12 protein-coding genes are annotated in these 12,721 nt (G+C 32.7%); 4 read left to right on the plus strand and 8 right to left on the minus strand.

Going from position 1 to position 12,721, the window contains the following annotated elements:
• Positions 1 to 127: 127 nt before the first annotated feature.
• From DESTER_RS00890 to DESTER_RS00925, 8 genes are all read right to left on the minus strand, one after another.
• Positions 128 to 2,233 carry an HD domain-containing phosphohydrolase gene (locus DESTER_RS00890; RefSeq protein ID WP_013637790.1) on the minus strand — a complete coding sequence of 702 codons (2,106 nt, stop codon included), beginning with the start codon at positions 2,231 to 2,233 and terminating at the stop codon, positions 128 to 130.
• A gap of 4 nt (positions 2,234 to 2,237) precedes the next feature.
• Positions 2,238 to 2,594, minus strand: coding sequence for a hypothetical protein (locus DESTER_RS00895; RefSeq protein WP_041737302.1), 357 nt, complete (start codon positions 2,592 to 2,594; stop codon positions 2,238 to 2,240).
• A 196-nt stretch (positions 2,595 to 2,790) separates the two neighbouring features.
• A complete protein-coding gene (locus DESTER_RS00900) occupies positions 2,791 to 4,032 on the minus strand; it encodes a (Fe-S)-binding protein (RefSeq protein ID WP_013637792.1) in 1,242 nt (413 codons plus the stop codon).
• Positions 4,033 to 4,070: 38 nt separating this feature from the next.
• Positions 4,071 to 4,820, minus strand: a complete 750-nt coding sequence (locus DESTER_RS00905) for a dihydroorotate dehydrogenase electron transfer subunit (protein ID WP_013637793.1) — start codon at positions 4,818 to 4,820, stop codon at positions 4,071 to 4,073.
• Position 4,821: 1 nt separating this feature from the next.
• Positions 4,822 to 5,028: a DNA-directed RNA polymerase subunit omega gene (rpoZ, locus tag DESTER_RS00910; RefSeq protein ID WP_013637794.1), complete on the minus strand. Its 207-nt coding sequence runs from the start codon at positions 5,026 to 5,028 to the stop codon at positions 4,822 to 4,824.
• Positions 5,021 to 5,674: a guanylate kinase gene (gene gmk / locus DESTER_RS00915; protein ID WP_013637795.1), complete on the minus strand. Its 654-nt coding sequence runs from the start codon at positions 5,672 to 5,674 to the stop codon at positions 5,021 to 5,023. Before gmk ends, rpoZ begins: the two co-directional genes overlap by 8 nt.
• A 15-nt stretch (positions 5,675 to 5,689) precedes the next feature.
• Complete coding sequence (locus DESTER_RS00920; protein WP_244829569.1) at positions 5,690 to 6,559, minus strand: YicC/YloC family endoribonuclease; 870 nt, start codon at positions 6,557 to 6,559, stop codon at positions 5,690 to 5,692.
• Between the two features lie 18 nt (positions 6,560 to 6,577).
• On the minus strand, positions 6,578 to 7,900 hold the full coding sequence (locus DESTER_RS00925; RefSeq protein ID WP_013637797.1) for a peptidylprolyl isomerase: 1,323 nt from the start codon (positions 7,898 to 7,900) through the stop codon (positions 6,578 to 6,580).
• An 85-nt stretch (positions 7,901 to 7,985) separates the two neighbouring features.
• On the opposite strand from DESTER_RS00925, the gene DESTER_RS00930 reads away from it, so the two are divergent.
• The 4 genes from DESTER_RS00930 to DESTER_RS00945 all read left to right on the plus strand — a co-directional run bounded on the left by DESTER_RS00930 (position 7,986) and on the right by DESTER_RS00945 (position 12,718).
• Positions 7,986 to 9,245 carry a tetratricopeptide repeat protein gene (locus DESTER_RS00930; protein ID WP_013637798.1) on the plus strand — a complete coding sequence of 420 codons (1,260 nt, stop codon included), beginning with the start codon at positions 7,986 to 7,988 and terminating at the stop codon, positions 9,243 to 9,245.
• Positions 9,246 to 9,328: 83 nt separating this feature from the next.
• Positions 9,329 to 9,598 (plus strand): 30S ribosomal protein S15, encoded by a 270-nt coding sequence (gene rpsO / locus DESTER_RS00935; RefSeq protein WP_013637799.1) that lies wholly within the window; start codon positions 9,329 to 9,331, stop codon positions 9,596 to 9,598.
• 134 nt (positions 9,599 to 9,732) lie between these two features.
• Positions 9,733 to 11,871: a polyribonucleotide nucleotidyltransferase gene (locus DESTER_RS00940; protein WP_013637800.1), complete on the plus strand. Its 2,139-nt coding sequence runs from the start codon at positions 9,733 to 9,735 to the stop codon at positions 11,869 to 11,871.
• Positions 11,864 to 12,718 carry a dUTP diphosphatase gene (locus DESTER_RS00945; RefSeq protein ID WP_013637801.1) on the plus strand — a complete coding sequence of 285 codons (855 nt, stop codon included), beginning with the start codon at positions 11,864 to 11,866 and terminating at the stop codon, positions 12,716 to 12,718. Before DESTER_RS00940 ends, DESTER_RS00945 begins: the two co-directional genes overlap by 8 nt.
• The last annotated feature ends 3 nt before the right edge of the window (positions 12,719 to 12,721 follow it).

A 12,721-nucleotide genomic window follows, 5' to 3' on the forward strand; every position in this document is an offset into this window, starting at 1 on the left:
TTTTAACAAAACTTTTACAACTTTTTAACAATAATGAAAAAGATAAAAAGACTCTCAGAAACTTGAAAAACAAAAGCTGTCTTTAGCAATGATGATGAAAAAACTTTCAAGTGCAAATATCCTTAATTTATAATTCTATTCTTGTAAGTTCTTTTTTTAGATCTTCTATATTTTCTACGTTATGGAGCTCTACAAAGCTTAATTGAATGTCAAGTTCTTTTTCTATCTCTTCTATTCTTTTTCTTACTACAGGTTCTTCTACAGTTTCATTTATAAAGAATACAAAGTTGTCTCCTGCATATCTTACAATATAGCTTGGCTTAAATTTTTCTTCAATCATAGAAACGACTCTCTTAAGGATTTCATCACCTTTTTTCCAACCTTGGGAAATATTTATTTCTCTCAGCTTAGCAATATCTACTACGTAGACAGAAAATGCTTCTTTTTTATCTTTCATGAGATTGTAAACATACTCAAGAGCATTCCTATTAAAGACACCAGTTAGAGAATCTCTAAGGAAGTAGTCTAGCCTCCTTTCTTCTATTTCTCGAATTATAGATAAATCTAAATACTCTTCTGTTAGTCCTACTGGTTCTTCATACATAAGTATAGGTAAAGCTACTTCTACAATTTCAGGATCGTAGAAAATTCCTGCTTTTTCTTTAATTTCTTTTATAGCCTTCTTTTTATCAATAGCTTTTCTATAAATTCTGTTGCTGGTCATGGCATCAAATGAATCAGCAATTGCTATAATTCTAGCCTCAATAGGTATTTCTTTTTCTTTCAATCCTTTTGGATAACCACTTCCGTTCCATCTTTCGTGGTGGTACCTAATTCCATCAAGAGCTCCTTCTAAAAGTTCTATATGTTTAAGTAACTCATAACTGAGGATAGGGTGTAACTTGATTATCTCGTATTCTTTATCTGTTAACTTTGAAGGTTTTAGAAGAATGCTATCTGGTATTCCTATTTTACCGATATCATGGAGTATAGCAGCCATATATATATTGTTGATTTTTTCTTTTGAAAGATTTATTTCTTCGGCAATGCGTTTTGAATAAAAAGCTACTCTTTCAGAATGTCCTCGTGTATAGGAGTCTCTAATTTCAATACCTCGTACAAGTGTCTTAATTATAGTTTCTGTTAGTTTTTCTTCTTTCTTTAATTTTTCTTGTAATTCTGATATTAACTTCCTTGTTTCTACAGAAATTGCTATAGATTTTGCTATATTTCTTATATAGTTCTTATCTTCCTGAGGAAGAGCTTTAGGACTTTCTTTAAAAAAGAGACAAAAACCGAGTTTATGAGAGAATACTTTCATTGGTAACCCAAAAACATACTGAATACCTAATTCTTTTTCTTTTTCTGATAAAATATCTTTTTTTGTAGTTTCTACTTCTTTTTCTAATTCAAGAATATAAGGTTCTATTCCTTCTAGCTCATTTAATTTTTTCTCTAATTCGAACTTATCGCTTTTGGTAATAGTTTTTAAGTTTATATTTTCGTTATCTTGAATAATTCCTATTATTATGCCATCAGTTTCTGTTATTTCCAATACTTTTCTCATAAGAGAAACAAATTCATCATTAAATCCTTTTCCCACTGTTAAAAGAGAAATAAACTGAGATATTATATCTGCTCTAGTATCTTTTTCTTTAATACTGTCGATCATTTTATTTATGCTTTTTCTTATTCTTCCAAATTCATCACTTCCTTTTTCAGAAAGTTTTTTTAGTTTACCTTCATAAATGTCTTTAATATCTCTTTTTATTTCTTTTAGAGGAGATAAATAAAGCTTTCTTATCAAAAGAAGTAAAACAATTTGAAAGAAAGTAGAAATAAAGAAAACGATTACTGCTATTAACTGAGTTAAAGATTTTGCCTTTCTTGATATTTCTTTTTTATTTAATGTAACAGTAATTTCTGAAGTTCCATCGGGAAACAAAAGTTCTTTTTTTAGCTGAAACTTTCCAATGGGATTTGTAGACGAAAAAGAAACTTTTTCTATATATGGAGCTCTTTCTAGAATCTCTTTTAACTCTTTCTTTTTCTTTGAAGAACCTATTGATGTAGCAACTACTTCTATGTAGTTTTGAGCATTCTTAATACTATCCTTTAAGAAATAGTCTTTTGCTATTGACATTGTTGAAAAGTAACTGAGAGTAGTTACCAGTCCTGATATTAGTAACGATAGAACTGATAAAATCCAATATTTATCAGTATTTTTTAACATTATTCTACCTTTCTATGCATAGAATAAACTTTTTATTTCGAGAATATTTTAATCCTTCTTCCTTTAAGAGAAAATCGTAAAAAAAAGGATCTTTTAATAAATAAACTCCTTGATTCCAACCTTTAATTAATGTTACTATCTTTTTTTTATTATTTAGCAGAGTTTTTTTCACTAATAAGTAAAATTTCGTTTTAATTTCTGGAGTATTAGGTGTTTTCTCTATAGCAATCATACAAAGCTTTATCCAGCTTTTTGAATTGGATAAAATGTAGTTTGTTGTTTTTTTATCTGTTATTATAGAATTGTACTTACTAAAATTTATAAATCTTACCAGTGCTTTTTCATTTTCTACTGAATCCATTTGAATTCCAATTTTATTCTTCTGAAAATAACCACAAAAGTTAGCAGCTTTTAGAGGGATTAATAAATACTTGTCGTTTGTAATAAGTGTTATATCGTCATTAGAGTTACATCCGCAAATTATAAAAATCGAAAATAAGCTTAAAATAAAATATTTTATTGTCATGAAGTAATTTTATAAAAATTGCAACTTAATTTCAATCTATACATGTTGCTAAAATGTCAGCAATGTGTAAAGACTTAATATTGGAATTAATCCTTTCTAATCCTTCAGCAATATTCATGACACATCCAGGACATTCAGTAAGAACAAAATTACTTTTTGTCTTTTCTATATTTCTTACTTTTTTAAGTTGAATTTCTTTTGAAATTTCTGGATGAGAAAGCTTGAATGAACCTCCCATTCCACAGCAATTGTCTGCCTCTTCTAGATTTACAAATTCGATGTTTTCAATGACCTTTAAAACATCTAACGGATAATTTTTTGGAATTTTCTGTCCCCTAACAATGTGACATGGATGATGCCATGTAACTATTACTTTTTGCGGAAACTTCCACTTTCTTAATTCTTCAAGATTTTCAAAAAGTACTTCTATTAATTCTTTTGTTTTGAAGCTTGGTTCATTGTATTCTTTTTTCAGAATGTGTCCACAAGTGGCACAAGCTGTTACTACAAAATCAACGTTTAAGTTTTGGAATGTTTTAAGGTTTTTTTCCTTCATTTTTTCAAAGGTTTTAAGATCTCCTGCAAAAAATGCTGGAGCTCCACAGCAATATTGATCACGAGGAACAAAAACAGAGTATCCAAGGGCATTTAAAACTTTTACGACGTTTTGGGCAGTTTCAGTATAAAAATTATTAAGCATGCAACCTGAAAAAAAGGCTACTTTTCCTTTTTCTTTTCCCTTTGCACTGTACCATCTATCTTTATCGTTAAAAGGCGTTGATTTTATTTCAGGAAGAAGAACTTTTCCAATTTTAGGAATATCTATTGGAAAGAGTCTATTTTGAGGACTTTTGGAACTCTTGGTAAAAATCTTTGTTAGTGGTGCTGCAACTTTTCCAAGTGCTTTGAGTAATTCTCTGTTTGAAAATAGAAAAACAGCTGCTTTTTTTTCAGGTGACAAACCAAACTTTTCCACACAGAGAGCTCTTGCAGAAATAATTATTTTTTCATAGTCAACTTTCAAAGGACAAATTTCAGCACATCTAAGACAAGTTGCACAGAGATTAAAAATTCCAGCAGCTTCTTTGTCAAGTTTGATATTCCCTTTATTTATCATGTTGGCAAGGAAAATTTTACCTCTGGCAACAGAAGGTTCTTCGTGAGTAACGTTAAATACGGGACAGACAGTTCTACAGGAACCACAGCGAACGCACTTTTCTATAACTTCGTCGCTGATACCAAGTATTTTCTTCTTACTTTCTTTTTCCGTCATTAAGTTCTCCAATAAGTTACTAAGAACTAATGAAATGACTAGTCAAATAAAACTATCTTAGAGTTAAATATAGGACCTTCTACACAACACCTTTGGTAGCCTTTGGTTGTTTTTACAGTACAACCAAGGCAAGCACCAACTCCACAGGCCATTCTTCTATCAAGAGAAAGAAGACAATTGACATCAAGTTTTTCAGCTAACTCCTTGATAGCTTTAAGCATTGGAGTTGGTCCACAGGCAAGCCATTTATAATCTCTATACCTTTCAAGATCGGCAGTTACAAGTCCTTTTTTTCCATAGCTTCCATCTTCGGTATAGACCTCAAAGTCGATGTTGTATTTTTTCAAGAATTCAAGTCCTGATAGGTTTTCTCTATTTCTTTCTCCATAGAGAAACTTAACTTCTCTTCCTTTTTCTGAAAAGAGCCTTGCAGTGTAAAATAATCCTCCGATACCAATTCCACCTGCAATGAAAAGATATTTTTCACTATCGTCTTCAAAGTAATTTCCAAGTGGAAGGAGAATAGAAATCTCTTCTTTAACTTCTGTGAGAAGTTCTGTTCCTCTTCCATATACTCTATACAAGAAAGAAACTTCGTTCCTTTCAACATTAAAGATTCCTAGGGGTCTTCTTAGAAGAGGATCAAGTTGCCTTTTGTCCCTTACCTGAACCATAGCAAACTGACCAGGCTTTATTTTCTCCACAATATTTTTGTCAACTTCAACAGTTAGAAGATAATCTTTACCAGTAACACGTTTATTTTCAACTATTCTAAATACGAACTCCATCTTAATCTCTCTTTGGACAGATTTTTCCTTCTGATATTTCCATAAGAGCAATAACAGTTTTTTTGTGTTCTTCTCCTTTTTCGTCTTTTTCGAAAGTGTATGAATCAACAGTGTAAAGATGTCTTGCTCTTTTTGCTGCTACGTGAACAGTTTCATAGTAATTCCCTACTTTTTCAACAACCGGTTCTAGAGGAATTCTTTTAGCCATTTTCAGCCTCCTTTAAAAGCAATACTATTTCCTTATCTTTTACTACCTTTTCTACTTGACTTTTAAGTCTTTTAACCTGACACTTTTCAGCCGTAATGATAGACCTTAATTTTTCAAAAGCAACCTCAAGATCATCATTTATTAGCAGATAATCATAAAAGAATGCTTTCTTAATTTCTTCTCTTGCAATTCTTAATCTTTTCTTTATTGTTTCTTCATCGTCAGTTCCTCTTTTCCTTAGTCTTTTTTCCAGTTCTCTTAAAGAAGGTGGTAAAATGAAAATTAGAACAGCTTCTGGAAAGTTCTTTTTTACCTGAAGAGCTCCTTGGGTATCTATATCAAGAAGAATGTCTTTTCCTTTCTCAAGAGCTTTCATAACCTGACTTTTTGAAGTTCCATAAAGATTTCCGTAAACTTCAGCCCATTCTAAGAAGTCTCCTTCTTTTATCATACTTTCAAAAGTTTCCTTATCAACAAAGAAGTAGTCCCTTCCATTAACTTCACCTTTTCTTGGCTTTCTTGTTGTATACGAAACAGAAAACTCCATACTTGGAAAAGTTTTCAAAAGTTTATGGCTTAGTGTTGTCTTTCCTGTGCCTGAAGGAGCAGATATAACTATGAGAAGTCCTTTCAAGTTCTCCGACAAAGCTTCCTCCAATTCTTACTCAATGTTTTGGACTTGTTCTTTCAACTTTGCTACTTCCGTTTTTATCTTTAGCACAGGCTCTGTGATGTCTACTTCTTTTATTTTATTTCCAAGAGTATTTATTTCTCTATGTATTTCCTGACAGAGAAAATCTAAGGTTTTTCCTACAGGTTCATTAAATTCTAAAAGTTCTCTAAATCTTGCAATATGAGTGTGTAACCTTGATATTTCTTCTGAAACATCCTGCTTTTCTGCAAGAAGAGCCACTTCAAGTTCAATTCTTTTTTGAAAATCTTCAGAAAATTCTTCTATAGATAAAAGTTTTTCAACTTTTTCTTTTAATCTTTCAAAAAGCCTTTTTTCTATGTCTTTTATTTGTGATTGGAGCTCTTTTAAGACTTCTTCTATAACCTTAAGTCTTTCTTCACAGTAGGCTTTAAGTTTTTCTCCTTCTTTTCTTCTTGCTTCTTCAACTTCTTCAAGAGCTCCTTTTAAGGCTTCAAAAAGGATTTCACTATGAGAAGTAAGATCAATTTCTTCTTTCATAAATAGGTCTGGAATTGATAAAAGATCTCTTAAAGAAACTTCTATCTTTCTTCCAGAAAGAGCGCCAATTCTGTCAGAAGCTTGAATGTATTTTAATGCTTCCTTGTAGTTTATCGTCACAGGGACTGTAGTATTAGGAGAAAGTCTATAGCGAATATGAAGATCTACTTCTCCTCTTTTAATGTAATCCCTAATAATGTTGTTAATTTCATTTAAAAAAGGATTAAAGGCTCTTGGTAAAGAGTATCTGACCCTTAGCGACTTTCCGTTTAGTGTTCTGATTTCTACTGAAACCTCTATTTCTTCATTTGCTTTTGTGCACTTACCAAATCCTGTCATGCTTTTCAAGTTTCACCTCTACTTGAAAAACTTCTCATTTACCTTGATGTTTGCTTTCTGTCTTAAAAGATTTAAAAAGTTTTGGTAATCACTTTGTTTCTTGGCATCCAATATAAACTGTTTAAGTTTTTCTATTTTTTCCTTTTCCATCTTTTCAACTTTTAAGTCAGTAATAGGCTCAAAAATTCCATAACCGTTTGTAAGAACTAGTAAAAATCTTTTTCCTTTTTTACTACTGAAAATATTTTCGATTTCTTGAGGGTTAATAGGTTTAAACATCTCAAAGAATTGATCTCTATCTAAAGGTTTGGTTTTTTCCTTAGGTTCAAGCCCTTTCTTTAAAAATTCTTCGGCAGACTTCTTTGCTAGTTCAACAGCTTTTTTCTCTTTAAGAGTTTTTTCTATGTCTTTTTTAACCGTTTCAAATGGTTTAGCCTTTTCTCCTTCTTTTTTAAAGAAGACATAATAGTTACTTTCGTCGCTATAAAAACCAAAATTTTTATCTTTGAATTTTTCAGAAATAAGTTTTTTATCGTTTACCTGTTGGGGATGAAAATCGTTTAGTTTTTCTACTTTTCCTAATTTTGCAAGATTATATACCTTTCTTGCTAGTCCTTCAGAATCTTTTTGGCTCTTAGGAATTTTTATAAGAAAGTATTTTTTACCAGTTTTTTCCTTGAATTGACTGATATTTTCTCTATAAAATTCTCTTAATTCCTTCTCTGAAATGGAAGGTTTATAATCTTTTTTTAGAAAGAGTTTGTACTTAAATTCTCTTTTTCCAAAGGTCTTTCTATAAAGATTTTGAAGTTCAAAAGTAGTTACTGAAGGAGCTTTATCAATAACAGCCATAATCTTTTCAATTAAAAGATCTTCTCTTATTTTATCTTCAAAAACTTTAGGAGAGAGTCTATTTGCTTTTAAAAACTCTTTGTAGAGTTCTTCAGAAAATTTTCCATCCTTTTGCAAGAACGGAAACGATCTTATTCTTTTTGCAACTGCCCAGTCACTTACCTGTATTCCTTCTTTTTTTGCCTCTTCGAGTACAAGTTTTCTGTTTATCAACCTTTGAAGAGCGGCAATTTTTATTTCTTTATCGGGAAAGAGCTTTCTATAATTTTCTCCAAACTGCTGTTGAAGTTGGTTAGTTAGTTGGTTATATTCCCTATTAAATTCTATAAGGTCTATTGGTTCTCCATTGACTGTTGCTACTTCGCTTCCAGAAGGTCCTGTTAGCGAACCTTTTCCCCAAACAAGAAAAATAGTACCAACAAAGGAAGCAGCCACTATCCATAAGGGAAGGCTAAAAGCTCTCATGTTTTTCCTTATCTTTGAAAGCATGAATCCTCCAGTTGAAATTTTATAAGAGTGATTTATACTTAAAATTAAAGTTTATCTCAACCTTTTAGTCAAAGGAGAGTTTTTTGTGAAGAAGAGCTTTAAGGAAAGTAGATTAGAAGTAAAATCAATTTTAAAAAAAGCTGAAAATCTTATCAAATCAAAAAACTTCAAAAAAGCAGTTGAAGAACTTGAAAAATATAAAAGTAGTATAAGAAATGTAGATTTTTATCTTCTCCTTGCTGAAGCTTATGAAGGTCTTGGAAATAAGGAAAAAGCAGAGACTTACTTTGAGGAAGCAAGATTCTTGGATACAGAACTTCGCTCAAAGGAAAAACTAAAAAGGGGCGTTTCTTTTGTTGCTTCAAAAAACTTTAGAGCTGCAGAAAAAGAGCTTCTTGAGTCTGTGAGATTAAATCCTTTTGAGAAAGATGCTTACTTAGAGCTCTATAGACTTTACAGAGAGATGGGCAATTATAAAGGAATGGTTAGAGCTCTTGAAAATCTTATAACCATAGATCCATATAGTGTTTTTCCTTATCTTGAACTTTCAAGAATTTATGGAATAAGAAGACAGTTCAAAAAGGCTGAACAGGTTCTTATTTCAGGAATTTCAGTAGTAGATTCTCCAGAACTTCGCTTTGAGCTTGGAAAACTTTATGCTGATATGGGTAAGTTGGAAGAAGCAAAGGAAGAACTTTCAAAAGCTTGTAGAATGGACTTTAAAAATATTGAATACAGGCAAAAGCTTGCTGAAGTTATGGTAAATAACGAAGAGTATGAAGATGCTTTAAAAGTTGTAATGTCAACTTTAGAACTTTACCCTGATGCGGTTTATGTTATCCAAAGTGCTGCTGCTCTTTACGATCTTCTTGGAAAGGAGGAGATTGCCGAATATTACTATAGACTTGCAATTTCAAAGTCAGAAGGTTTTGTAAAAGAAGATGCAAAAAAGCTTTTTGTTGAGTTTCTTATTGAAAAAGGAAAGTTTGACCAGGCAGAAGAAATTCTAAAGGAACTAATTGAAAGTACCGATAACGTTTGGATTCTCATAGATTCCTTTTCAGAATTAGCAATTCTTTTGATTGATCAAGAAAGGTTTAGAGATATAGCTGAGTTAGGAAGTTTTGTACTTAAGAATCCTGAGCTTTCAGAAGAAGAATACTGTGAAATTGCTGAAATAGTTGCAGATGCTCTTTTTGAAGAAGGAGATTATGAAGAAGCTATAGAGTATTATAGAGAAATAATAAATTATTCAAAGGACGAAAAACTGATAAAAAGAGCTTATAATAAACTTAAAGAAGTTGAGGAAATAGAATCTTTAGAAAGAATGCTAAAATTATCGTGAGGTACTTTACAATTTAATTTCTCTTTGTTAAATTTCCTTTTGCCTTTTGCCACCGGTGAAAAGTTTTTAAGGAGGTTGTTTTAATGCCAGTAGATAAGGATATTAAGCAAGAAATTGTCAAGAAGTATGGGTTTCACGAAAAGGATACAGGTTCTCCAGAAGTTCAAATTGCAATTCTTACAGAAAGAATTAGAAACTTAACAGAGCACTTTAAAGTTCACAAGCACGACAACAACAACAAGAGAGCTCTTCAAAGACTTGTTGGTAGAAGAAAGAAGCTTCTTAGATATCTTAGGGAAAAGGACTTTAACAGATATCAGAACATTGTTCTAAAGCTTGGTCTTAGAAAGTAACATCTGGAGGCGTTCTGCCTCCTTCTTTATTTCTTTTCTACTGCCTTAATCCTTCCTTTCCTTTATGTTATCATTTTGTCAAATTGATTTAATTTCTTAATTTTGGTAATTAAGAATTAATTTTGGAGGTAAGAATGTCAATATCAGAAGTAGCAGTGGAGGTCGGGGGAAGGCCTTTGCGTTTTCAAACTGGAAAACTAGCAAAGCAAGCTGATGGTGCTGTTATTGTTTCTCAAGGCGATACTATGGTTTTAGTTACAGCTGTAATGAGTGATGAACCAAGGGAAGGAATAGACTTTTTTCCTCTTTTAGTTGAATATAGGGAAAGAGCTTATGCAGCTGGAAAAATTCCAGGAGGTTTTGTAAAGAGAGAGGGAAAACCAACCGATGAAGAAGTTTTAAAGTCAAGGGTAATTGATAGATCGATAAGGCCAATATTTCCAAAAGGTTTTAGGAATGATGTTCAGGTTGTAGCTTTTGTTATTTCTGCTGATCAGGAAAACGATCCAGCAGTTTTAGCGATAAATGGCGCTTCGGCAGCTTTGCACATTTCAAGGATTCCCTTCGAAAAGCCTGTTGGTGCTGTAAGGGTTGTAAGAGTAAATGGAAAACTTGTTGTAAATCCTTCTTATGAGCAACAGCAAAATGCTGATATAAATCTTGTTGTTTCAGGTACAGAAGATGCTGTTGTCATGGTTGAAGGAGGTGCAAAAGAGGTTCCTGAAGAAGAGATTCTTGATGCTATAGAGCTTGCCCATGAAGAGATAAAAAAGTCTATAAGAGCACAACAAGAACTCAGAGATCTTGCTGGTAAGGAAAAGTACGAATTTATAGCTCCTTCTCTTGACGAAGAAACAAAGGCAAAGATAGAAAAATGGGTATTTGAAAGAATAGAACCAGTTATTACTATTTCGGATAAACATGAAAGAAGAGAAAAACTTAGAGAGCTTAGAGAGCTCATGTTTATTGAGTTAAATATTCCTGAAGAAGAACAATCTCTTGCTAAGGAAGCTTTCGCAGAAGCTGAGAAGAAGTTTGTAAGGCAGTTAGTTCTTGAAAGAGGAATTAGAATTGATGGTAGAAAGCCTAATGAAATAAGGCCAATTACTATAGAAGTTGGACTTCTTCCAAGAGTTCATGGTTCAGCTCTTTTTACAAGAGGTCAAACTCAAGCTCTTGTTACTACGACTCTTGGAACTCCAGAAGAGTATCAACTTGTTGAAGGTTTAATGCCTGAAGAGCAAAAGAGATTTATGCTTCATTACAACTTCCCACCTTTCTGTGTTGGTGAGGTAGCTCCTTTAAGGGGACCTGGAAGAAGAGAGATAGGGCATGGAGCTCTTGCTGAGAGGGCTTTAGCTCCTGTTATTCCGGAAGAAGATGAATTCCCTTACGTTATAAGAGTGGTTTCCGATATTTTAGAGTCAAATGGTTCTTCCTCAATGGCAACTGTTTGTGGTGGTAGCTTGTCTTTGATGGATGCTGGTGTTCCAATAAAGGCACAAGTTGCCGGTATTGCTATGGGATTAATTCTTGAAGGAGACAAGTTTGTTGTTCTTTCAGACATTCTTGGTGATGAAGATCATCTTGGAGATATGGACTTTAAGGTTGCTGGAACAAGAAAAGGTGTTACAGCAATACAGATGGATTTGAAAGTAAAAGGAATAAGCCGTGATATTCTCATGACAGCCTTAAAACAGGCAAGAGAAGGAAGAATGTACATACTTGATAAGATGGATGCTGTAATTTCTTCCCCAAGAGAAGGAATTTCTCCTTACGCTCCAAGGATAGTTTCAACGAAAATAGATCCAGAGAAAACAAGGGATCTCATTGGACCTTCTGGAAAAACAATAAAAGCAATTATAGATAAAGCAGGAGTTAAGATAACAATAAAAGAAGATGGAACTGTTTTAGTTTCAGCTCCATCTGAAGATGCAGCTGCTCAAGCAATAAAAATGATTGAAGATGTTACAAAAGACCTTGAAATAGGAAATACCTACTTAGGAAAGGTTACAAGAGTAGAAAACTACGGTGCATTTGTAGAACTTGCTCCAGGAAAAATTGGACTTATTCACATTTCAAAACTTCCACCAGAGATGAGAGAAAACATTTTTGAAAGTATTAAAGTTTCAGATATTATTCCAGTTAAGATTATTGAATTCGATCAAATGGGAAGACCAAAGCTTAGTCGCATAGATGTTACTCCAGAAGAAGAAAGAAAACTGAGAGAACATGGTGGATTTTACGCTGAACCGGAGAAGAACAATGAGTAATTGGGCTGCTGGATGGATCTATGCAAGAGGTTTAAATATTGAATTTAGTGATAGATTTTTAGACGTTGCTGTAAAAATTTATAATTACTTTGGTGGAAAACTTGAAAGGAGAGAGAACAGTTTCTTTCTCTCTCTTCCTTTCTATCCAGAAGTTAATAGTATTGATCTTTCTTTTATAAGGGGAGTTTTTGAGTCTTCAGGAAGTTGGGGAAGTAAAACTGTCTTTATTCCGTTTATTGAAAAGTTTAAAAAAGAAATGACATCCCTTCTTTCTAACTTTTCTCCCACCTTTACTCAAGAAGGAATTTTTATTACCGGTGAGAATGCCGATCTTTTTGTCCATTCTCTTTACGATGAAGATACAGAAGATAGGTCTGAGTTCTTTTTTGAAAGATATTTATCAATACTTACTGGAGAAGCTTGGGAAAGGAAATTTTTTAAAGTTTCCTTAGAAGAGGGAGCTCTTCCTCCATACAAAAAAAGAATTTCCGATAGTGGTTGGGATCTTCACTTAATAAAGCTTATAAAAAAGGAAGGAAATCTTTACTTTTTTGATACGGGAGTGAGGGTAGCCCCACCTCCTGGTTTTTACTTTGATCTTGTTCCAAGATCTTCAATCTATAAAAGCGGTTTTATTCTTGCTAATTCTGTTGGAATAATAGATATGACTTACAGAGGAACAATAAAAGTTCCTCTTATCAAAGTTGATGCTTCAAAACCGGATCCAGAGCTTCCTTGGAGAGCAGTTCAACTAATTCCAAGAAAATTTTTCCCGATTGAAATTGAACTTACAACTTCCCTTGATAAAACGATCAGAGGGGAAGGAGGATTTGGAAGTACAGGTTAGAGG

Origin of the sequence: Desulfurobacterium thermolithotrophum DSM 11699 (assembly GCF_000191045.1) — a bacterium.
GTDB classification, from domain to species: Bacteria; Aquificota; Aquificia; order Desulfurobacteriales; family Desulfurobacteriaceae; genus Desulfurobacterium; species Desulfurobacterium thermolithotrophum.

Coding starts and splice junctions, on each gene's coding strand:
- DESTER_RS00890 (WP_013637790.1), bottom strand. CDS start 2,233: ATGTTAAAAAATACTGATAAATATTGGATTTTATCAGTTCTATCGTTA.
- DESTER_RS00895 (WP_041737302.1), bottom strand. CDS start 2,594: ATGGATTCAGTAGAAAATGAAAAAGCACTGGTAAGATTTATAAATTTT.
- DESTER_RS00900 (WP_013637792.1), bottom strand. CDS start 4,032: ATGACGGAAAAAGAAAGTAAGAAGAAAATACTTGGTATCAGCGACGAA.
- DESTER_RS00905 (WP_013637793.1), bottom strand. CDS start 4,820: ATGGAGTTCGTATTTAGAATAGTTGAAAATAAACGTGTTACTGGTAAA.
- rpoZ (WP_013637794.1), bottom strand. CDS start 5,028: ATGGCTAAAAGAATTCCTCTAGAACCGGTTGTTGAAAAAGTAGGGAAT.
- DESTER_RS00920 (WP_244829569.1), bottom strand. CDS start 6,559: ATGACAGGATTTGGTAAGTGCACAAAAGCAAATGAAGAAATAGAGGTT.
- DESTER_RS00925 (WP_013637797.1), bottom strand. CDS start 7,900: ATGCTTTCAAAGATAAGGAAAAACATGAGAGCTTTTAGCCTTCCCTTA.
- rpsO (WP_013637799.1), top strand. CDS start 9,329: ATGCCAGTAGATAAGGATATTAAGCAAGAAATTGTCAAGAAGTATGGG.
- DESTER_RS00940 (WP_013637800.1), top strand. CDS start 9,733: ATGTCAATATCAGAAGTAGCAGTGGAGGTCGGGGGAAGGCCTTTGCGT.
- DESTER_RS00945 (WP_013637801.1), top strand. CDS start 11,864: ATGAGTAATTGGGCTGCTGGATGGATCTATGCAAGAGGTTTAAATATT.